The 20,771-nt window shown below is 72.1% G+C and carries 18 protein-coding genes; 7 read left to right on the top strand and 11 right to left on the bottom strand.

The features are described from left to right. Positions 1–28: 28 nt before the first annotated feature. Together ABIE67_RS06290 and ABIE67_RS06285 are read right to left on the bottom strand one after the other, a co-directional pair. Positions 29–601 (bottom strand): ATP-binding protein, encoded by a 573-nt coding sequence (locus tag ABIE67_RS06290; protein WP_370254604.1) that lies wholly within the window; start codon positions 599–601, stop codon positions 29–31. Positions 602–784: 183 nt separating this feature from the next. After that, positions 785–1,105 (bottom strand): hypothetical protein, encoded by a 321-nt coding sequence (locus ABIE67_RS06285; protein ID WP_370254599.1) that lies wholly within the window; start codon positions 1,103–1,105, stop codon positions 785–787. A 337-nt stretch (positions 1,106–1,442) separates the two neighbouring features. On the opposite strand from ABIE67_RS06285, the gene ABIE67_RS06280 reads away from it, so the two are divergent. After that, positions 1,443–2,567: a PLP-dependent cysteine synthase family protein gene (locus tag ABIE67_RS06280; protein WP_370254594.1), complete on the top strand. Its 1,125-nt coding sequence runs from the start codon at positions 1,443–1,445 to the stop codon at positions 2,565–2,567. Between the two features lie 71 nt (positions 2,568–2,638). Here ABIE67_RS06280 and ABIE67_RS06275 read toward each other — a convergent pair whose 3' ends face one another. After that, positions 2,639–3,352: a TioE family transcriptional regulator gene (locus ABIE67_RS06275; RefSeq protein ID WP_370254590.1), complete on the bottom strand. Its 714-nt coding sequence runs from the start codon at positions 3,350–3,352 to the stop codon at positions 2,639–2,641. Between the two features lie 58 nt (positions 3,353–3,410). Between ABIE67_RS06275 and ABIE67_RS06270 the strand changes: the two genes are divergently transcribed. Continuing rightward, positions 3,411–4,613, top strand: a complete 1,203-nt coding sequence (locus ABIE67_RS06270; protein WP_370254585.1) for an erythromycin esterase family protein — start codon at positions 3,411–3,413, stop codon at positions 4,611–4,613. A gap of 18 nt (positions 4,614–4,631) precedes the next feature. Here the strand turns inward: ABIE67_RS06270 and ABIE67_RS06265 are convergent, their stop codons facing one another. Both ABIE67_RS06265 and ABIE67_RS06260 read right to left on the bottom strand, forming a co-directional pair. Continuing rightward, positions 4,632–5,111, bottom strand: coding sequence for an SRPBCC family protein (locus ABIE67_RS06265; protein ID WP_370254580.1), 480 nt, complete (start codon positions 5,109–5,111; stop codon positions 4,632–4,634). Between the two features lie 122 nt (positions 5,112–5,233). Further along, positions 5,234–6,064: a DeoR/GlpR family DNA-binding transcription regulator gene (locus ABIE67_RS06260; RefSeq protein ID WP_370254576.1), complete on the bottom strand. Its 831-nt coding sequence runs from the start codon at positions 6,062–6,064 to the stop codon at positions 5,234–5,236. A 292-nt stretch (positions 6,065–6,356) separates the two neighbouring features. Between ABIE67_RS06260 and ABIE67_RS06255 the strand changes: the two genes are divergently transcribed. Continuing rightward, the gene (locus ABIE67_RS06255; protein WP_370254573.1) at positions 6,357–8,675 is read left to right on the top strand and encodes a hypothetical protein; all 2,319 of its coding nucleotides are present in this window, start codon (positions 6,357–6,359) and stop codon (positions 8,673–8,675) included. Between the two features lie 14 nt (positions 8,676–8,689). Here the strand turns inward: ABIE67_RS06255 and ABIE67_RS06250 are convergent, their stop codons facing one another. The 4 genes from ABIE67_RS06250 to ABIE67_RS06235 form a co-directional block, all read right to left on the bottom strand. Further along, positions 8,690–11,128 carry a right-handed parallel beta-helix repeat-containing protein gene (locus ABIE67_RS06250; protein WP_370254569.1) on the bottom strand — a complete coding sequence of 813 codons (2,439 nt, stop codon included), beginning with the start codon at positions 11,126–11,128 and terminating at the stop codon, positions 8,690–8,692. Positions 11,129–11,237: 109 nt separating this feature from the next. Beyond that, a complete protein-coding gene (locus tag ABIE67_RS06245; protein ID WP_370254564.1) occupies positions 11,238–11,843 on the bottom strand; it encodes a hypothetical protein in 606 nt (201 codons plus the stop codon). Between the two features lie 178 nt (positions 11,844–12,021). Beyond that, the gene (locus ABIE67_RS06240; RefSeq protein WP_370254560.1) at positions 12,022–12,849 is read right to left on the bottom strand and encodes an MOSC domain-containing protein; all 828 of its coding nucleotides are present in this window, start codon (positions 12,847–12,849) and stop codon (positions 12,022–12,024) included. A 45-nt stretch (positions 12,850–12,894) separates the two neighbouring features. Next, positions 12,895–13,329, bottom strand: a complete 435-nt coding sequence (locus ABIE67_RS06235; RefSeq protein WP_370254556.1) for a DUF6643 family protein — start codon at positions 13,327–13,329, stop codon at positions 12,895–12,897. A gap of 295 nt (positions 13,330–13,624) precedes the next feature. On the opposite strand from ABIE67_RS06235, the gene ABIE67_RS06230 reads away from it, so the two are divergent. Continuing rightward, entirely contained in the window at positions 13,625–14,917 is a 1,293-nt protein-coding gene (locus ABIE67_RS06230; RefSeq protein ID WP_370254551.1) for a TerD family protein, read from the top strand. On the opposite strand, the gene ABIE67_RS06225 is transcribed toward ABIE67_RS06230, so the two are convergent. Then, the gene (locus ABIE67_RS06225; protein WP_370254549.1) at positions 14,918–16,093 is read right to left on the bottom strand and encodes a glycosyltransferase; all 1,176 of its coding nucleotides are present in this window, start codon (positions 16,091–16,093) and stop codon (positions 14,918–14,920) included. 57 nt (positions 16,094–16,150) lie between these two features. Here ABIE67_RS06225 and ABIE67_RS06220 point away from each other — a divergent pair, with 57 nt between their 5' ends. Together ABIE67_RS06220 and ABIE67_RS06215 are read left to right on the top strand one after the other, a co-directional pair. Further along, positions 16,151–16,936, top strand: coding sequence for a glutamate racemase (locus tag ABIE67_RS06220; RefSeq protein WP_370254547.1), 786 nt, complete (start codon positions 16,151–16,153; stop codon positions 16,934–16,936). Positions 16,937–17,042: 106 nt separating this feature from the next. Beyond that, positions 17,043–17,585 carry a hypothetical protein gene (locus ABIE67_RS06215; protein ID WP_370254545.1) on the top strand — a complete coding sequence of 181 codons (543 nt, stop codon included), beginning with the start codon at positions 17,043–17,045 and terminating at the stop codon, positions 17,583–17,585. 10 nt (positions 17,586–17,595) lie between these two features. Here the strand turns inward: ABIE67_RS06215 and ABIE67_RS06210 are convergent, their stop codons facing one another. Continuing rightward, the gene (locus tag ABIE67_RS06210; RefSeq protein WP_370254543.1) at positions 17,596–18,663 is read right to left on the bottom strand and encodes an O-antigen ligase family protein; all 1,068 of its coding nucleotides are present in this window, start codon (positions 18,661–18,663) and stop codon (positions 17,596–17,598) included. A gap of 438 nt (positions 18,664–19,101) precedes the next feature. Here ABIE67_RS06210 and lnt point away from each other — a divergent pair, with 438 nt between their 5' ends. Beyond that, a complete protein-coding gene (gene lnt, locus ABIE67_RS06205) occupies positions 19,102–20,712 on the top strand; it encodes an apolipoprotein N-acyltransferase (protein ID WP_370254541.1) in 1,611 nt (536 codons plus the stop codon). The last annotated feature ends 59 nt before the right edge of the window (positions 20,713–20,771 follow it).

Raw genomic sequence — 20,771 nt, 5'->3', positions numbered from 1 at the left:
GCACTGCGACCGCCCCCTCACCGCCCGGTCAACCGACAACGGCCGACCGGGCGGGAGCATGCTCGGGCCTGCGCAGATCAACCCGCGCCCCGACCTCGGCGAACTGCCGCGCGGGCTCTTCCACGGCCACCGCCACCGCGGCCACGGTCGCCCCGGCCGAGCGCTGCGGCGACCGCGCGTCCGTGCCCCGGGCCGCCACGGGCGTCGGCAGCGCGAACCACACGACCTTGCCGGACTCGCCGTCCGGGCGCACACCCCAGCTCTCGCTGAAGGCGGCCACCATCGCAAGCCCGCGCCCGCAGGTGGCGAGGGTGTCGGCGTCCTTGGCGTCCGCCACGATCGGCAGACGCGGGTCGTGGTCGCGCACCGAGACCATGAGCCGGTCGAGCAGCAGCTCGATCTCGACGGTGCACATCTTGTCCGGCTGGGCGTGCTGGTGGACGTTGGTCAACAGCTCGGTCACACCGAGCGCGGCGCGGTCTATCAAGGCGTCCAGATGCCAGTAGCGCAACTGCGCCGATACGATTCTGCGGACTTGGCCGATCCGCGACGGCAGGGCTTGGAGCTCCACCGTGCAGTGCCTGCTTGGGTGACTGATCACGGCTGCGACTCCCCGACTGAAGAGGTCCGGAAGAACACGGAGTACGGATCCAGCAGGGTGCTTGAGACAACGGCCGCCTGCTGTCGTGGCCGGCGGGCTGGTTCGCAGCGTTATCGCCGGTAAACCCAGAGTGACGTGAGACCAGCGTGACGCAGGGGGTGGGATACCGCAACTCGCGGTGACTCAGCCCTTACGCCCCGCGGCCTTCCGTACGGCCTCTATGAACCGGCGCGCCGCGGGAGGTCCTGGTTCCCCCGGGGCGGGGTCGTGATCGCCCAGGGTGAGTGAGTAGCGGTTGCCGTTCAGGTCCGCCAGCGCCCGGTCGTCCGAGAACCAGGGCTTGGACGCCCGGACCGCCTGCACCGGCGCGCTGTCGATCTCACTGCCGTAGCTGGTGAGCAACTGCACCCTGCCGTCGCTGATCCGCACCTGTCCGGCCCGGGTCAGCGAGCGCAGCCGCTTCCCGATCCGCACGCCCGTGGCCCTGAACTCCGGCTCGGCCATGCCCCGCCCCCTTGTGCGCGTCGGTGTGCCGGCCCGTCCTGCGCCGATGCCGGCCCTGGTCGTGATCCAGTGTGCACCCCGTTCGGGATCGCCGTCCCGTCCGGTGCAGTCTGCCCGCGTCCCGCGTCGAGCACCAGTACGCATGGGGTCTCTGACCGGGGCGTTCGGAGCACTCGCGCGAATGCGCCCCCAGCGCCCCGGTGAAACCATCGGCCCAGCGGTTTCTTTGAGGCGCTCAAAGGTGTGTTTATGCAGGTGAGAAGCGTGCGGAAGATGTTTATGCTCGAACCGACGGCCGCGCGAGTCGCCGCTGCCGCACCGCATGAGGAGCAGCGCCGTGAGCACCATCCAGCACATCCCGTCCGGCGTGACCCTCGACGTCGACCACAGCGACGCCGCCTACCGCGCCTGGCTGAAAGAAGCCGTACGCAAGGTCCAGGCCGACGCCAACCGTTCGGCCGACACCCACCTGCTGCGCTTCCCGCTGCCGGAGCAGTGGGGCATCGACCTGTACCTGAAGGACGAGTCGACCCACCCGACCGGCAGCCTCAAGCACCGGCTCGCCCGCTCGCTGTTCCTCTACGGCCTGTGCAATGGCTGGATCCGGCCGCACCGCCCCGTGATCGAGGCCTCCAGCGGCTCGACGGCCGTCTCCGAGGCGTACTTCGCGAAGCTGATCGGCGTGCCCTTCATCGCGGTCATGCCGCGCACGACGAGCGCCGAGAAGATCCGTCTGATCGAGTTCCACGGCGGACAGTGCCACTTCGTGGACGACTCACGGAAGATGTACGAGGAGTCCGCACGCCTCGCGGTGGAGACCGGCGGCCACTACATGGACCAGTTCACCTACGCCGAACGGGCCACGGACTGGCGCGGCAACAACAACATCGCCGAATCCGTCTTCCGCCAGCTGGAGTTGGAGCGGTTCCCGGAGCCCACGTGGATCGTCGCCACGGCCGGCACCGGCGGCACCTCCGCGACCATCGCCCGGTACGTCCACTACATGCAGTACGACACCCGCATCTGTGTCGCCGATCCGGAGAACTCGTGCTTCTTCGAGGGCTGGACCACCGGCGATCCGGACGTCACCTGCGGCCGCGGCTCGCGCATCGAGGGCATCGGCCGGCCGCGCATGGAGCCGAGCTTCGTGCCCGGCGCCGTCGACCGGATGATGAAGGTGCCGGACGCGGCCAGCGTGGCCGCCGTGCGGGCCCTGGAGCAGGCCATCGGCCGCAAGGCGGGCGGCTCCACCGGCACCGGGCTGTGGAGCGCGCTGAAGATCGTCGCCGAGATGGTGGCCGGGGGGCGGCAGGGGAGCGTGGTGACGCTGCTGTGCGACCCGGGGGACCGGTACCTCGACAAGTACTACTCGGACGCGTGGCTGGCCGAGCAGGGCCTGGACATCGCACCGTACGCGACGGCCATCGAGCACCTGCTGAACACGGGCGTCTGGCCCGAGTGAGCGGAGGACCGGGCCGGCCGTGAGCGGTAAGGCTCAGCCCGCGACTTCCGATCGAAGGCTCGTCCGAGATCTCATCCGCGCTCGCGGAGGTAGGCCTCCAGATCCGCGGCCCCGGTCAGCATGGCTCGCCCGCGGGCGGACAGTCGGCTGTGCCAGTCGCGCAGCGCGGCCTTCAGCGGCTCCAGCCCGCCGGCCGCCCGCACCTGGGCGATCAGCGGGGCGATCTGGTCCAGCAGGTAGCCGCCCCGCCTGAGCTGATGGGCCAGCCGGGCGTCCCGTACGGCGGCCTCGTCGTAGACGCGGTACCCCGTCCGCGGGTCGCGACGCGGGTGCACCAGCCCGGCGCGCTCCCATTTCCGCAGCGTCGCGGGCCGGATCCCGAGCTTCCCCGCCAGCGGCCCGATGAACATGCCGCCGGGCTCGGGCGCCGTGGCGGGTTCCAGGTCGCGCAGGGCGCTCTCCACCGCCCGGAGGGTCCGGCGGTCGTCGAGGAGTTGGGCGTGGCTCTCGTCGATGAGACGGAACGCCTCGTCGACCGCGCCCTGGTTCACGGCCCGCATGATCGACGTCGCAGTCTGGTGGCCATGGGCGGGCACCAGGGCAAGGAATGCGCGCAGAGCCCCGGCGTGCAGCGGGGTGTAGACGCGGTAGCCGTGGGGTGTGCGACCGGCGGCCGGCAGGATGCCGTCCTCCTCGTAGTTCCTGACCGCCTGCGTGGAGAGACCATGCTCGCGCGCCAGATCGACGGGCCTGAGCCGCCCGCCCGTTTGAAGGTTTCGCCCCATGAACCCGACGATATCGCGGGAAAGTTTCAACCGAAGGTTCAACGATACCGTTGAAGGCATGGCTACCGACATCAAGGACACCGCCCATGCCGTCGAGGCCGCCGCCGTCATGGGGCTGCTCCCCGCCCGGCCCCGGCTGCTCGCCCTGGGAGAGCCCACGCACGGTGAGGACACTCTGCTCGACCTGCGCAACGCCCTCTTCCGGCAACTCGTCGAGGAGGAGAGCTACCGGACGATCACGATCGAGAGCGACTGCATGATGGGCCTGGTCGTGGACGACTACGTCACCTCGGGCACGGGCACTCTCGACGAGGTCATGGAGCGGGGATTCAGCCACGGCTGGGGCGCCTCGGCGGCCAACCGCGAGCTCGTCGCCTGGATGCGCGCCCACAACGAGGACCGGCCCGCGTCCGAGCGGCTCCGCTTCGCCGGTTTCGACGGCCCGCTGGAGATCACCGGCGCCGCGAGCCCCCGGCAGGCCCTCACGGCGCTCCACGGCTACCTCTCGACCTGGGTCGACGCGGCCCTGCTCCCCTGCACCCGCGAGAAACTCGACCACCTGATCGGCGCCGACGAGCGGTGGACCGAGCCGGCCGCGATGATGGACCCGGCCCGGTCGGTGGGGCGGTCGGCCGAAGCCGGTCGGCTGCGGCTGCTCGCCGACGATCTGGTGGCGCTGCTCGACGCGCGGACGCCGTACCTGATCAGGGCGACCTCGCGGGCCGACTGGGAGCGCGCGAGCCTGTACGGGCGCACCGCGACCGGCCTGCTGCGCTACCACTACTGGATGGCCGACACCTCACCGGCCCGTATGACCTGGCTGGTGAGCGTGCGGGACCAGATGATGGCCCGCAACCTCCTCGCCGTCGCCGCTCGGGGCCCGGCCCTGGCCCACGCCCACAACGGCCATCTCCAGCGGCAGAAGAGCACCATGCGGATGGGCGGGATGCCCGTGGAGTGGTGGAGCGCCGGTGCGCTGGTCAGTGCCCGGCTCGGCGAGGAGTACGCCTTCGTGGCAACCGCCCTGGGCACGATCAGGCACCAGGGAGTGGACACCCCGCCGCCGGAGACGGTCGAAGGCCTCCTGTACGCGCTCCCCGGGGACAGCTGCCTCATCGACGCCCCGCGCCTGGCCACCGCCCTCGGCGACCCCCTGCCCGCGCCCCGGGTGTCGCCCTGGTTCGGCTACTCCCCGATCGACCCGGCCCACCTGGCGGACAGCGACGGCCTCGTGTTCGTCAAGGACGTCCCGCAGAGCTGACGCCGCCCGCAGCACCCCCTAGGGCGCCGTGGCCGCCAGCCGCCGGTCCAGCGCTGTCACCGCGTCCCGGAACGCCCGGCCGAGACCGGGCCGGGCGAGGCCGAAGGCGAACCGGAAGGGTGCCGTGCCGTCCACCGCGAACGTCCACCGCACCAGCGTGCCCGTCCCGGCCGGGGTGAGCCGCCACTCCTCGACCATGGCCCGGGCCCCCGGCGCGTTGGTGACGTCGACGCGGTAGGCGTACAGCTCGGGGCTCTTCGCGGCGAGGATCGTCTCCTCGAAGCGGGTACCGCCCTTGAGCCGGATCTCGCGCCGGGCTCCGTCGCCGAGCGGACGGGCCAGCTTCACCGCCGAGAACCACTCCGTCCAGCCCGGCACGTCCTCGGCCAGCGCGCGGTGGACCGTCTCCGGGGGAGCGGAGATCTCCCGCGCGAAGACATGCCGTACGGGCGCGGTCCCGACGAAGTCGAGCCCCACCTCACGCAGCAGGTGAGCCATGGACGAAACCCCCTATGCCGACGCCGCACCGGGCAGCGTCACCATAGCTGGCGCCCCGTCAGATGTCTGCACCCTCAACTGCCTGCACGCTCACGTGCCGGCACCCTCGGATGCCCGCCCCGTCAGAGATCAGCGTCCTCGTCGGGCTCGCCCGCCACCACCAGCCGCCGCAGCTGCTCCGCGATCTCCGAGCGCGCCTCGGAGTCGAGGCCGGCATCCGTCACCAGCGTGTCGACCTGCTCCAGCGCCGCGAACGAACTCAGCCCCACCACACCCCACTTGGTGTGGTCGGCGACCACCACGACCCGGCGCGCCGACTGCACCAGACGCCGGTTGGTCTCCGCCTCCGCGAGGTTCGGCGTGGACAGGCCGGCCTCGACCGATATGCCGTGCACACCGAGGAACAGCACGTCGAAGTGGAGCGCCGCGATCGCCTGGTCGGCCACCGGGCCCACCAGCGAGTCGGACGGAGTGCGGACCCCGCCGGTCAGTACGACCGTGGCCGCGCCCTGCCGGGGGCCCGACGTGCGCTGCGCGGCGTGGAAGACGTCGGCCACCCGCACCGAGTTCGTGACCACCGTGAGGTCGGGAACGTCGACCAGCTGGTGGGCCAGCGCGTACGTCGTCGTACCGCCCGACAGTGCGATCGCGCTGCCCGGCGCGACCAGCTCGGCCGCCGCCCGCGCGATGTCCTCCTTGGCCGTCAGCTCCAGACCCGACTTGGCCTCGAAGCCCGGCTCGTGCGTGCTGGCCTCGACCACCGGGACCGCGCCGCCGTGCACCTTCTCCAGCACGCCCTGCCGGGCGAGCGCGTCGAGATCGCGGCGCACCGTCATGTCCGACACGCCGAGCTTGCGGGTCAGCTCGTTGACACGCACCCCGCCTCGGCGCCGGACCTCGTCCAGGATCAGGGCGCGCCGCTGCTCCGCGAGGAGGTTCTGATTCTCACTCACGTACGCTCCGGTCCTTTCGCCTCAAGCTGTCCGCCACGCCCTGCGCACCTGCTCTGATGAGGACATTCTCACCCCTCCCGGTGCGCGGGACGTCCCATCCTCGCATGGCTCCGTAGCGGTCGCGCCACTGGCTGTCCCGACGCGCGCATGTCACTTCCCCATCTCCCGTTCCCCTCCCCGTCACACGGATCGGGGAGATTCCGTGACGAGAGGTGTACGGACCCCTCTCCGGGGAGATCCTTGTGCCCGCACGGACAGAAGCCGAGGGCTCGTCACGGGGGAAGTGCCAACAGTGGAACGTGCGCAGAGACACGAAGGTGCCGGAATCGCCCTGGAACTCCTGGTACACGGAGTCGGCGGCACCACACCGCAGGAGATGCTCGATGATCCGCGGACCGTGCGGATCACCGGCGACGGCACGGCCGCCGTGTTCCGGCGCGCCGACGACGTCGACGCGGAGGACAGACCGGAGGACTACCGGGGCAGACCGGTGCCCGAGGCGTACGTCTGGTGCAACCTCACCTCCGGGAACAGCGCACGCGCCCTGTGGCTGCTGTTACTGCCGTTCATGGTCGTCAACCTCGCCCACTGGATGCGCCCCACCACGCGTGACCGCAAGCGCACGGTGCGTCTGTACGGCCTCCTCGTACGGCTCGCCGGGCTGACCCTGACGGTGCTGCTCGTCGCGGCCGCCTGCGAGGTCGCCCTGGACCTCGCGGCCTGGCAGTGCGCCGGCACGCGCGCGTGTGCCGACCGGCACAGCTGGCTGGGCTTCCTGTCACCCACGGTCTCCGACGGCGGCTGGTGGAGCCACCCCGGCCGCAGGCTCGCCCTCGCCGCCCTGGTGCCCGCCGCGCTGACCGGCCTGCTGTGGTACCTCTCCCGCCGCACCTGGAGCGCGTACGAGTCCCAGCAGCCGATGTCCCGCGAGCCCGAGCCCGACGAGGAGCCCGGCGGCACCGCCCTGGGCCGCCCCGGCTTCTGGTACGGCCGTCGCCTGGTCGCCCGGCTGCGCGCCGCGCACACCGCCGCCGGCCTGCTGACGGTGGCCGCGGCGGTCGGCTCGGCGGCGGCACGCTTCGACCGTGGGCCCGGCGGCCCCGCGCTCCTCGACGCGCTCGGGTGGCTCCTGGACGCGGCGCTCGTCGTCTGCGCCATCGTCGTCGTGTGGGTGGTCTGCCGCCGGGGCCGCAGCGAGAACCGCCTCGACCAGGAACTCGACGAGCATCTCGTACGGCGCCTGCCGCTCGCCGCCCTCGTCCTCCTGGCGTTCGCCCTGGTGTACGCCGGCTGGGAGCGGCCCGGCTGGCAGTCGACCGGCCGTCTCCCCGGCGACCCCACCTTCGGCGCGATCGCCTTCCTCCAAGGCCTCCTCGTCATCGTCCTCGCCGTCGTCGCCCACGTCCTCCACCGCACGCGGCCCGACCCACGCGCCGTGATGCGCGGCCTGGGCGGACCGGCCGTGGTGATGCTGGCCTGCGCCCTCGGCGGGGTGATGTCCGGCGGGGTCGCCCAGCGGGTGGCCGACTGGCTCGACGGCACGGGCACGTCCATCGCCGGTCCGCCGGTTCTGCTGACCTGGCAGGCGTCCGTGATCCCACCGCTCCTGGTCCTCCTGCTGCTGCTCTGCGGGTGGCTGGCACGGCGGGCCTGGCTGCTGCGCCGCACCGAGCTGGGCAAGGTGGAGCTCGACTACGCCGGCGAGCCCCGGGACACGGCCCGCACCCGCCGTATCGCGAGCACGCGCGCGATGGCGACGCTCACCGACCGCGCCCCTCTCCTCGTCGCCGTCACCTCCACCGCGACCCTGCTTCTGGGCGCCGGAGCCCTGGTCGGCGCCCTGACGACCGACGAGACACCCAGCGCGGCCGCCGACGGGGCGTACGCCTTCGTCCACGGCGCCGCCGAGACCGCGCAGGCGCTGGGCTCCTGGCTGATCGGCGTCGGCTTCATACTGTTCGTCACCTGGGGCAGGCGCGCCTACAAGGACGCCTCCGCACGGCGCACCATCGGCATCCTCTGGGACGTCGGCACCTTCTGGCCCCGCGCCGCCCACCCCTTCGCGCCGCCCTGCTACGCCGAGCGTGCCGTACCCGACCTGACCTGGCGCATGGCGACCTGGACCCGCGCCGAGGACGACCGGCGCCTCGTCATCTCCGGGCACTCCCAGGGCAGTGTGCTCGCGGCCGCGGCTGCCTGGCAGCTGACACCCGCCGACCGCAGGAGGGTCGCGCTCCTGACCTACGGCTCTCCATTGGAGCGCCTCTACGGCCGCTGGTTCCCGGCCCACTTCTGCCCGGCCGCGCTCACCTCCCTGCACGCCGAGGTCGACTGCTGGCGCAACCTGTACCGCCCGACCGACCCCATCGGCGGCCCGGTCCGCCTGCCCGGCAGTTGCACCCCCACGGTGGACCGCGAGGCGCTCAAGGATCCGCTGGCCTACGGCCGTACACCCGCACACCCCCTGCCCGCCCCCATCCTCGGGCACGGCGACTACCAGGCGGACCCGGCGTTCGCGGAGGAGCGGCAACGGCTGCTGAAGCGGCTTCGGCCGGCGGTGCCGGCACAGCGACCGGACACCGAGCCCCAGGCCGACACCACCGGCGCCTGAACGAACCGGCTGCCTCAGGGCAGTTCCGGCAGGTCCTCCTCGTACAGCAGCGTCAGGTCGTCCGTGCTCGGCTCGTCGAGCTGGGCGACCCGGCTCGCGTGCCGCTCCACCATCGCCTCGAAGGTCTGGCGTGCCGTACGGCCGTTGCCGAACGCCGGGCCCTTGGGGATGGCCGTGAAGTACTTCCGCAGGGCCTCGGCGACGCCCGGGCCGAGCCGGTACTCGTGCTCCTCGGCCTGCTGGTCCACGATCCGCAGCAGTTCGTCGGGGCCGTAGTCGCTGAAGGTGATGGTCCGCGAGAAACGGGACGCCACACCGGGGTTGACCGAGAGGAAGCGCTCCATCTCGGCCGTGTAACCCGCCACGATCACCACGACCGCGTCCCGGTGGTCCTCCATCAGCTTCACCAGCGTGTCGATGGCCTCCTTGCCGAAGTCCCGGCCCGAGTCCTCCGGCGACAGCGCGTACGCCTCGTCGATGAACAGGACACCACCGCGCGCCTTGTCGAAAGCCTCCTGCGTGCGGATCGCGGTGGAGCCGATGTGCTCGCCGACCAGGTCGACGCGGGACACCTCGACCAGGTGACCCTTCTCCAGCACACCGAGGGAGGCGAGGATCTCGCCGTAGAGCCGGGCGACCGTCGTCTTGCCGGTGCCGGGGGAGCCGGTGAAGACCAGGTGGCGCTTGACCGACGCCGCCTTCAGTCCCGCCTGCTGGCGGCGCCGCCCCACCTCGATCATGTCGGTGAGGGCGCGCACCTCGCGCTTGACGCTCTCCAGGCCCACCAGCGCGTCCAGTTCACCGAGGACGGCCTTGGAGGTCCGCGTCGGCTGCTCGGGCTCCGAGGCGGCGATCAGCGGCTCCTGCTCGGTGCTGCGCTGGCCGGGGATCGCGCCGAGGAGCCCGGGGGACTGGCCCACCGTCTGCACGGCGGTCTCCGGCGCCGGGACCGGCGGCCTGAGGCCCGCGCTCTCGTCGCTGGTGCAGTCCTCCACGTCGGGGCCGCCGGAGGCCGCGTCCGGGCCGCCGTCCGCGAACTCGTACCCGCCGCGCGCGCACCGCTCCGTACGGCACTTCCTCAGCGTCGTGCGGCAGCCGTCGATCACATGGAAGCCGTACCCGGCGCTGCCCCGCACCCGGCAGTTCAGGAAGGTGCCGCGGCCGCCCGCCGAGACGTAGAACCCGGCCTCCGCCGGTGACTCGACCGTGCAGCGCTCGATGGTGGGGTCGGCGCCCTTGGTGACGATCACGCCCGTCTGGTTGCCGTCCAGGGTGCAGTTGTTGAGGGTGCCCCCGCTGCCGTGATCCCGGAACCAGGCGCCCGTCGCGGCGTCCCGGATCCGGCAGTCGTCGAGTTGGGCGGTGGCGCCGTCGCTCACCGACACGGCCGTGTTGCGCACCTGGGACAGGTCGCTGTCGACGACGTCCGCGCGCGAACCGCGGTCCAGGACGAACAAGGCGTCCGGCACGTCGTGCACCCGGCAGGAGTCCAGCACCGCTGTGGCGCCGTCGCTGACCCACACCGCCGGGTAGTCGCCCGTGCTGTCGAAGATCTCGCACTGGTTGGCGTCCACGCGTGTGCCCGGATCCCACACCGACAGGCCGTTGCGGCCGAACTGCCGCACCGTCGTGCGGGTCAGGGTCAGCACCGAGCGGGAACGCAGGTCGACCGCGTTCTCCGGGATGTCGTGGATACGACAGTCGGCCAGGGTCAGCACGGCGTCCGTGTCGAGCGTGACACCGTCGGCGGTGGTGCGGTGCACATCGCAGTCGGTGAGGTGGGCGGTGGCCCGGCCGGTGATCTGGACGCCGGAACCCCGGACCTCGTAGACCTCGCAACCCACGGCCTCCAGCGCGGAGTTCTCACCGGTCGCCGTCAGCCCCGAGCCCGAGGCGTGGTGGACCCGGCAGCGCTCCAGACGCGGGTGCGCGCCACCGCGCACGGCGATGCCCGCCTGGCCGGCCGCGACGACCTCGCACTCCTCGAACACCCCGCCCCCGCCGTCGAGTACGGCGATGCCGATGCCCGCGGGGTTGTCGACGGTGCAGCGCCGCACGGTCGGCCGGGCGCCGCCCCGCACCTCGATCCCGGCCGCGGACCGCGTGACGATCCGGACGTCCGACAGCTCCGGGGCACCCTCCTCCACGAGCACAGCGGGCGCCGCCGCGTCCTGACCCTCCACATGCAGGTCCTGAACCACGGCCGAGGCGCGCACCGTCAGCGGCACACCGTCGAGCGGCGCGATCCGTACCGAACCCGGGGAGCCCTCGGGGCCGCGGAGGGTCACCGCCCGCTGGACGACGAGGTTCTCCCGGTAGGTGCCGGGCGCGACGGTGAGGACGTCACCTTCGGCCGCGGCCTCCAGGGCGGCGGCGAGCGACGCGTACTCACCCGTGCGGCGCCGCCACCGCGATGTGCCGGTGTGCGTCACCTGGACCGTGCCCTGTGCCATGGCGTTGATGTGCCCCCACCTCGTAGTACGCGGGTTTTGCTGCCGAAGAGTTCGGCCGGTCCACCGTAGCGTGCGCGCGGGCGGTGGGTTGACCAGAGCCGTAAGGCCGTCAGCTGCCGGTGCCGGTCCGGCCCCAGTCCGGACCCGCCTTGTCCCACGCCTGGTCCCAACGCGCGTACCGGCGACGGACCATGCGCCAGACGACCAGCCGTCTGCCGCCCTCGACCAGGCCGACGGTCAGCAGAGCCGCACCGAACCCGGCGAGTACCGCGTGCGTCGCCGCTGTCGCGGAGTCCAGCGGGCGGGCCACCGCGCGGCCGTGCCGGTCCGTCCATATCCTGAACCGGTCGCCGGATTGTGGGGTGTCGAGGCCCGTCGTGACCGCACCCTGGTGCACGGTGCCGTCCGGGGCGGTCCAGTCGGCCATGACCCGGGTGCGTAAGTCCCGTCCGGTGGCCGCCTCCGGGTCGGCGTCCAGCGGAGAGCCGTCCAGCTTGCGGACCACCGTCGCCGTCACCACATGCCGGGACGCGCGCTGTTCACGCACGGACTCCTGCAGGGCGTCCTGAGCGAGGCCGCCGACCAGTGAGCCGACCAAGGGCGTGACGACAAGGATCAGCAGCAGGGCCGCGAGGGCGACCCAGGCCTCGACCAGATCGGTCGCACGGCACAGCGGATTGTCCCGCCAGCGCCAGAGCCCGCTGATCGCCCGCATCCGTCGGTCACCCCCTTCCCGCTCCGTGATAACCCCTGCCAGAGCCGTTCACCCGCGAGTCCGGCGAAGAGAGAGCGAAATCACCGCCACTGGGTCTCTCATGAACTTCTCACGAAATGCCCAACGCGTGGGCCACCGGCCCCGGTTCCCGCACGCCGCCGCTCGCGGGGGTGATTTCTCAGCCGAGGATCGTGACCGGATCGCCGACCCGGATCGTGCCGCCGGAGACGGGAACCATGTTCTGTCCGAACACCAGCTTGCCGTCCAGGCGCCGATGCCTGCCCAGGGTGTGCAGGGGCTCCCTGCCGCGCTCGGCGGTGGCCTGGTCGGTCGTGGTCACCACGCAGCGCCCGCACTTCTTGGGAACACGGAAGGTGACCTCGCCGATGGCGATGCGCGACCAGTCGTCCTCCGCCCAGGCGGTGGTGCCCGAGACGACCACGTTCGGGCGGAAGCGGTTCATGGGCAACGGGCCCTCGTCCGCGTGATCACCTCGCGCGATGAGGGAGTTGAGCGCGTCGAGGGAGGCTGTGGTGGTGACCAGCAGTGGGAAGCCGTCGGCGAAGCTGACCGTCTCGCCCGGCAGCGCGTACTCCGGGTCGACGGGGCGACGTGTGCCGGGGGCGTCCATGTGCACGAGGCGCGTGTCGGTGCCGAGAAAGGCACTGCACCAGGCGTGCGCGGCATCGTCCTCGGCGAGGACCGCTTCGACCTTGTCACGGAAGATCTGCATCGGCACGGTGCCGGCCGTGGTCGGAACGGACACGGTCAGCGGGTCCATGCCGGGCGCGGACAACCGGACGCCGCCGCCGGGCAGGAGCTCGGCGGCGGCCAGCGCGAGGCGCGGTTGCTGACGCTGCGTCACGACCTTTCCCCCGTCGTCGATCAGCGCCCAGCGTCGGTCTCCGGCCAGCCCCCAGGGCTCCACGACGGCCTCCCGGGGCGCTGTGCCCCGGAACGCCTTGACCGGATGAACGTGAATCGACTTCAGCTGCGCGTGCCCCATGAGGCCATCGTGCCAGGTGGCGCCGACAGTCCGGGGGGAACGGGGTCAGTAGCCGCGATACTGCTGGTTGTTGTACGGGTCCTGGTAAGGCGCCGCGGCGGGGCGGGGAGCCGCGGGGCGCATCGCCTCGTAGCCCATGCCGCCGGGTGCCACCGGCCGAGGCTGCTGCGCCTGCGGACCCGGATAGCCGCGGGGCGCGGCCGCCTGCTGCGGGATGTACGCCGCGGGCGCCTGCTGTAGCGGAGCGGGCTGCTGCGCCTGCGGATAACCGTAGGAGGGCTGGGACGGGGCCGCCGGGAGGGCGGGCAGCGCCGACGGCAGCGCGGGCAGATTGCCGCCCGGCATGTCGTATGCGGCGGGGACCCGGATCGGGGCGATCTGCGGGGTGCCCCGCTCGGCCACGAGCGAGTCGTAGATCGGAGTGTCCGGGAAGGAGGCGGAGTAGTAGCCGCCGCCATAGGTGGAGCGGGGGGAGGTCATGGCGCATACGTTAAGCCCACGATGTGCTGGTTGGGGAGACCGATAAGAGGGTTGTTTTATGTGTCCGCAGTGACGCCGGATCCCCAATGCGAGCGAACTTGGCAAAAAGGGACGCCAATCCGCGCTCGGATCGTGTAAATGCCGAGTTCCGCGCGGGTTACCGGGGGTTGGCCGTCGGTGTTCCTCTACCCGTCATGGGAGTTCTCTGCCGCGGGGAATAGGTTGACCCTGTAGAACCCGATGAGCTGCCGGGACATGCCTGGCGCTGTGACCCTTGATGGGGGCGGACATGTCAATGTCGAAAGGATCGAATGTTCCGGTGCCGACGACGGCACTGCGGGTCGAATTGGGCTGGCGCTCCGGACCGGGCGTGCCCGACGCGGACGCCTCGGCGCTGCTACTGGTCGGCGGAAAGGTCCGTTCCGACGGGGACTTCGTCTTCTACAACCAGCCCGCGCACTCCTCCGGCGCCGTCCGGCACGAGGGCAAGCGGGACGCCGGCGGCCGGGTGACCGACAGCCTGCTCGTCGACCTCGCGCGCGTGGAGCCCGCGATCGAGACCGTCATCCTCGCCGCCTCCTCGGACGGCGGCGCGTTCGGCCGGGTGCCGGAGCTCTACATCGAAGTCAAGGACGCCGCCCAGAGCACCCCCGTCGCGCGCTTCGACAGCATGGGTGCCACCGTGGAAACCGCTTTCGTGCTAGGTGAGTTCTACCGCCGCCAGGGCGCCTGGAAGTTCCGCGCCGTCGGCCAGGGATACGGCAGCGGTCTCGAAGGCCTGGCCACCGATTACGGCATCACGGTCGACGAACCCCAGCAGGAGGCGCCCACACCGCCGCCCCCGCCGGTCGCCTCCCCGATGACCCCGCCCCCGCCCATGGCGCCTCCGGCCACCATGCAGCCGCCCGCCATGCCGCCGGTTCCCCCGCCCGTACCCCAGACTGCGCCGCTCAGCCTCAGCAAGGTGACGCTCACCAAGGCCTCCCCCTCGGTCTCACTGACCAAGCAGGGCGGCACCTCGGGCGCCCTGCGCGTGAACCTCAACTGGCAGGTGCGCAAGCAGTTCTCGGGCTGGGCGAGCAAACTGGGCCGCTCGGTCGCCATGCACAACGACCTCGACCTCGACCTGTGCGCCCTGTACGAGCTCGCCGACGGCAGGAAGGGAGTGATCCAGTCCCTCGGTAACGCTTTCGGTGCCCTGCACCAGCCCCCGTACATCCTCCTCGACGGCGACGACCGCACCGGCGCCGTGGCCAGTGGCGAGAACCTCACCGTCAACCTCGACCACCAGCAGTCCTTCCGGCGCATCCTGGTCTTCGTGACCATCTACGAAGGGGCGCGCTCCTTCGCAGACCTGAACGCCACGGTCACGCTCACGCCGCAGCACGGCGCGCCGGTCGATTTCTCGCTCGACGAGTGCACGGTCCCCTCGACGGTCTGCGCGCTCACCCTGATCACCAACACCGGCAGCGACCTGGTCGTCCAGCGCGAGGCCCGCTACCTGGTGCCCGAGCGCGGGGTGAGCCCGCAGCGCACGGTCGACCACGCCTACGCATGGGGCATGAACTGGACGCCCGGCCGCAAGTAGTCAGCCCTCGTCGGGCACCGCGTCCGGACGCGTGTAGGTGCGGCCCTTCCAGGCCGCGCCCCGCCCCCTGTAGTGCTGCACCGCCGAGTCGACCGTCATCAGGAGATAGAGGAACGCGGTGAACGGCAGCAGGGGAGCGAGCCACAGCGACTGGCGATAGTAGCGGAGCATCGGGACGTACGTCCCTGTCATCACCAGCCACGCGAGACCGCCCCACGCCGCCGTCGCCGTATCCCCACCGACCAGCCCCGCGACCAGAGCCACGGGCGGCACCAGATACACCAGCGCGAGCCCGGCCACCGTCCCGGCCAGCAGCAGAGGGTTGTGCCGCAGCTGCGCGTACGCGCTGCGCGAGACCATCCGCCACAGATCGCGCAGCCGTGGATACGGGCGCACGCTGTCCACCCGCTCGGCGAGGCCCAGCCAGATGTGGCCGCCGCCGCTCTTGACGGCCCGCGCGAGCGCCACGTCGTCAATGACGGCGTGCCGGATGGCGTCCGGAATCCGCGCCCGTTCCGCGGCCTCGGCGCGCAGCAGTACGCACCCGCCGGCCGCGGCCGCCGTACGTGTCCCCTTCCTGCCGATCCGGCGGAACGGATACAGCTGGGCGAAGAAGTAGACGAAGGCCGGCACGACCAGCCGTTCCCACAGGCTCTCCACCCGTAGCCGGGCCATCTGCGAGACGGCGTCGAAGCCCCCGGTGCGCGCCGCCGCGACCAGCTCCCGCAGGCTGTCGGGCGCATGCGCGATATCGGCGTCCGTCAGCAGCAGGTACTCGGGGCCACGCGCGCGTGCCAGCCCGATACCGTGGCGCACCGCCCACAGCTTGCCGGTCCAGCCGGCCGGTGGCTCGCCGGGGGAGCCCACGGTCAGCGGCAGTCCGCCGTGCCGCCGAGCGAGCTCGCGCGCCAGTTCACCCGTGCCGTCCGAGCTGCCGTCGTCGATCAGGAAGATCTCCGCGCGCCCCGGATACTCCTGCGCGAGCAGCGACGGCAGGCTCGCGGGAAGTACCGCGGCCTCGTCCCGTGCCGGGACGACGACGCAGACCGACGGCCACTCGTCCGGTTCCCTCCGCTTCGGAAGTCTGACGTCCGTACGCCAGAAGAGGCCCTGGCAGAGCAGCAGCCACAGCCAGGCGGCGAGTGATCCGGCGGCGGTCCACGCGATGGCGCTCACGCGCGCAGTCTGCCCCACCGGAGGGGCTCCCAAGGGCCCATCGTCTATCGTGGCCGGGTGAAGATCGCGCTGATGGACTCCGGAATCGGCTTGCTCGCGGCCACCGCCGCCGTACGGCGGCTGCGCCCCGACGCTGATCTCGTGCTCTCGCTCGACCCCGACGGCATGCCCTGGGGCCCCAGGGCCCCCGAAGACTTCACACAGCGCGCCGTGGCCGTCGCCGACGCCGCCGCAGCGCACCGGCCCGACGCACTCATCATCGGCTGCAACACCGCGACCGTGCACGCGCTGCACACCCTGCGCGCCCGCCTCGAACCCGGCATACCGGTCATCGGTACGGTCCCGGCGATCAAGCCGGCCGCGGCCGGTGGCGGCCCCTTCGCCATCTGGGCCACGCCCGCGACCACCGGCAGCCCCTACCAGCGAGGTCTCATCAAGGACTTCGCCGACGGCGTGACCGTCACGGAAGTGCCGTGCTTCGGGCTGGCCGAGGCCGTCGAGCACGCGGACCAGACGGCGATCGAGGCCGCCGTCGCCGCAGCCGCCGCACTGACCCCCGACGACGTGACGACCGTCGTTCTGGGCTGCACGCACTACGAGCTCGTGGCCGAGCGGATCCGCGCCGCCGTCCAGCGCCCCGGCTTCCCCCCGCTCGTCCTGCACGGCTCCGCCGGAGCGGTCGCCGCGCAGGCGCTGCGCCGACTGGGCGAGCAGCCCGCTCCCGCAGCCCAGGCGAACGGCACATTGACAGTGCTGCTGAGCGGCCGGGAGGGCATGCTCCCCGAGCCCGCCCTCGCCTACGAGGAAGGCCGTCTCCTGCAGGCGATCAGCCCCGCACGGTAAACGGCGGTCACCATGCGGACGCTCCCGGTCCACCATGGCCCCGGTCGGCGCAGTCACCCTGTGCAGCGCGATACCGGCGCAGCGAAACCTGAGTAATCTCATAGGCATGAGGGACCACCCCCACGGCAGGAACGCGCACCCCGATGTGTGGACCGGGCGGGCGACCAACCGGGTCCAATGGCTGCTGGCGCTCGTCGGCGCCGCCTGTATGGCGCTCGGGATCGAGCTGGCCATCGACTCCCCGTGGACCGGCGGCATCGCCGCGCTCGTGATGGCCGTCGTCGGCTGCATCGCGGCCGGGCTGCTGGTCCTCTTCGGAACGCTGGCGTTCGTGCATGTCGCGCTGAAGGTCGACCAGGAGTGTCTCGAGGTGCGCTGCGGCCACCTCGGTGTGCCGCGCCGCCGTATCCCCCTGTCCGAGGTCGTAGGAGCCGACTTCGTCCCACATGTCACGCCGCGCCACTGGGGTGGCTGGGGCTACCGATGGCGGCCCGAGAAGGGCACCGCGGTCGTCGTACGGCGTGGTGAGGGTCTGGTGCTGCGGTTGTGGGACGGCCACTCGTTCACGGTCACCGTGGACGACGCGGAGACGGCCGTACGGGTCATCAGGGACCGGCTGCGGACCCGGACGGCCGGCACGCCGCTCTGAGCACCACGTGTCATGAGGCCTGCCGATCGCCACGCGCGCGTACGTCGATCTCGCGCTGCGGTGACCCGTCGGCGATCGGGCGTGCCGTGGCCAGCCCCGCCAGCAGGCCCGCGCCCACCGACACCGCGGTGAAGCTGAGCGCGTTGCCGACCGCGGCGATCGCCGCCAGCGCCGTCAGGGCCGCACCCGCGGTGAGGGCGACGGGAGTGGGGCGCGCGGTGCGCCACAGCGCGAACAGCATCCAGCAGAAGGCCGCCGCCAGCAGCAGCACGCCGACGACTCCCTGTTCCGCCGCCTGTTGCAGGGGTGCCGAGTGGGGCTTGCCGTCGGACAGCGCCGTCGCGGTGGCCGTCGTACTGAACTCACCGAAGCGTCCCGGGCCCACGCCCAGGGCGGGGTCCCGTCCCGCCATGCTCAGGGCGTCGTGCCACAGCTCGATCCGGTGTCGCGTGAGCTGAGTCTCCAGCCAGGCGGCGAGTCCGTCGGGCAGCGCGTTCCCGGCGACCGTCCAGGTCAGGCCGGTGACCGAGACGGCGGCCAGAGCCAGTCCCAGGATGCCCGGGCCGCGATGGCGGAGGTGGCCCGCGGCGAGCGAGCAGACCAGGACGGCGGAACAGGTCACGAAGCCGGTGGTCGAGCCCAGAACCGCCGCGGTCACCGCGATTCCGGCGGCCAGCGCCCGCAGGCCCAGGCGTAGGCCGGGTGCCGCGGTGGCCCAGGCGGCGCAGCACGCGGCGCCCGCCGAGAGGGTCAGCACGGCGGCGGTGGCCCCGGTATGTCCCAGCGGCGCGACGATCTGGGGCCCGGGGGACAGGTGCGGAACGCTCAGCGTCAGGCCCACTCCGGCCAGTGCTCCGGCGCAGGGCGCGGCGACCGGCAACAGCGCCCCGCCGATCCGCCCGGCGGCATAACCGGCCGCCACCGCGAGGATGGCGAGCAGGACACCCTCGGGCCGCCCGTCATGTACGGCGGCCGAGATCAGCGACCAGGCGGCGCAGGCCCCCAGCACCACTACGCCGGCCGCATCAGAAACGTTTCGTCTGTCGCTGTCCTCATCCGGACCTGCCGCAGACGTCATCCCCGTGACATCCACCCCGCCCCCCGAACCCGGTCCCCCGACCTGTGACGGGCCCCGGCCGCCCGGACCTGACAGGCCGGTACGACTGAGGCTTCGGCACACCGTATCGGCTGATGGGCGATTTGTGGACGTGTCGTGCAGGAACGATGCGGCGCCCCTTGCGGGGCCAGGACGGGTGTCGGTGTGCGCGCGCTCGGCGGACGTCGGCGGACGGGCATCGGCGGACAGGTGTCGGTGTCCCGTGCGCTCGGCGGGCGTCGGCACGTGTCGGCTGAGGGGCCGCGGCCACTTCTCTTGTGCGCTCGGCGTGCGCTGGGCGGTCGACTGTTGACCCACCCCGTGCGCTGGACAGTCGCCGAACCTGTGCGCAGGTCCGGGCCCGCTCCTGCTGCCGGACCGCGCTGTCGGTGCCGAGGTCAGCCGCCGTACACTCCCGGAGTGACCGTCACTGCAACTTCCGTGGGCGAGCCGGACCAGCTGCCAGCGCAGACAGCGCCCGCCTCGCGCGCGGCACGGCTCATGCGCTTGGTCCCGGCCCTCGCCGCCGCGCTCTCCGGAGTGCTGCTCTACGTCAGCTTCCCGCCGCGCACCCTGTGGTGGCTGGCCCTGCCGGCCTTCGCCGTCTTCGGCTGGGTGCTGCGCGGCCGCAGCTGGAAGGCGGGCCTCGGCCTCGGCTATCTCTTCGGCCTCGGCTTCCTGCTCCCGCTGCTGGTGTGGACCGGAGTGGAGGTCGGCCCCGGCCCCTGGCTGGCGCTGGTCGCCATCGAGGCGGTCTTCGTCGCGTTGGTGGGCGCGGGAATCACGGCGGTGTCCAAGCTGCCGGGGTGGCCCGTGTGGGCGGCCGCGCTGTGGATCGCCGGAGAGGGGGCACGCGCGCGTGCGCCTTTCAACGGCTTCCCCTGGGGCAAGATCGCCTTCGGCCAGGCCGACGGCGTCTTCCTGCCGCTCGCCGCGGTGGGCGGCACACCGGTGCTCGGCTTCGCCGTCGTGCTGTGCGGCTTCGGTCTGTACGAGGTCGTCCGCCTGGCGGACGAGCGGCGGCGAACCCGGGCCGTCCAGCGCTCCGCGGCGGCGGTGGCCCTGCTGAGCGTGGCCGTACCGGTGGTGGGCGCCGTGGCCGCACGGCCGCTGGTCAGCGACAAGGCCGAGAACGGCACCGCGACCGTCGCGGTCATCCAGGGCAATGTGCCGCGCGCCGGACTGGACTTCAACTCCCAGCGGCGAGCCGTGCTGGACTACCACGCGCGCGAGACCGAGCGGCTGGCCGCCGAGGTCAAGGCGGGCAAGGTCGCCCAGCCCGACTTCGTGCTGTGGCCCGAGAACTCCTCCGACATCGACCCGTTCGCCAACGCCGACGCCCGCGCCGTCATCGACACGGCGGCCAAGGCGATCGGCGTGCCCATCTCCGTCGGCGGCGTCGTCGAGCGGGACGGCAAGCTGCTCAACGAGCAGATCCTGTGGGACCCGGCCAAGGGGCCCGTCGACACGTACGACAAGCGGCAGATCCAGCCGTTCGGCGAGTACCTGCCGTTGCGCTCGATCGTCGGGGCGATCAACGAGAACTGGACCTCGATGGTCCGCCAGGACTTCAGCCGGGGCAGCGAGCCGGGCGTCTTCACCATGGGCGGTGCCAAGGTCGGCCTCGTCACCTGCTACGAGGCGGCGTTCGACTGGACCGTGCGCTCCGAGGTCACCGACGGCGCCCAGATGATCTCCGTGCCGAGCAACAACGCCACCTTCGACCGCAGCGAGATGACCTATCAGCAACTCGCGATGTCCCGCGTCCGCGCGGTCGAGCACAGCCGGACCGTCACCGTCCCGGTGACCAGCGGCGTCAGCGCGATCATCATGCCGGACGGGACGATCACGCAGCGGACGGGCATGTTCGTGGCCGACTCGCTCGTCCAGAAGGTGCCACTGCGCTCCAGCGAGACGCCCGCCACGCGGGTCGGCATCCTGCCGGAGATGGCCCTGCTGCTGGTCGCCGCGGGCGGTCTCGGCTGGGCGATCGGCGCCGGCCTGCGGACACGGCGCGCCGGTGACATGTAGCCGTACGCCGGTCGCACGCCCCCGGAAGTCACCGGGGACGCCGCCATCGGCCCATTAGG

The sequence above is a fragment of the Streptomyces sp. V4I8 genome, from assembly GCF_041261225.1.
Classification (GTDB): Bacteria; Actinomycetota; Actinomycetes; order Streptomycetales; family Streptomycetaceae; genus Streptomyces.
The sequence above is the reverse complement of the archived record's forward strand: the minus strand, read 5'-3'. Positions and strand labels throughout refer to the sequence as shown.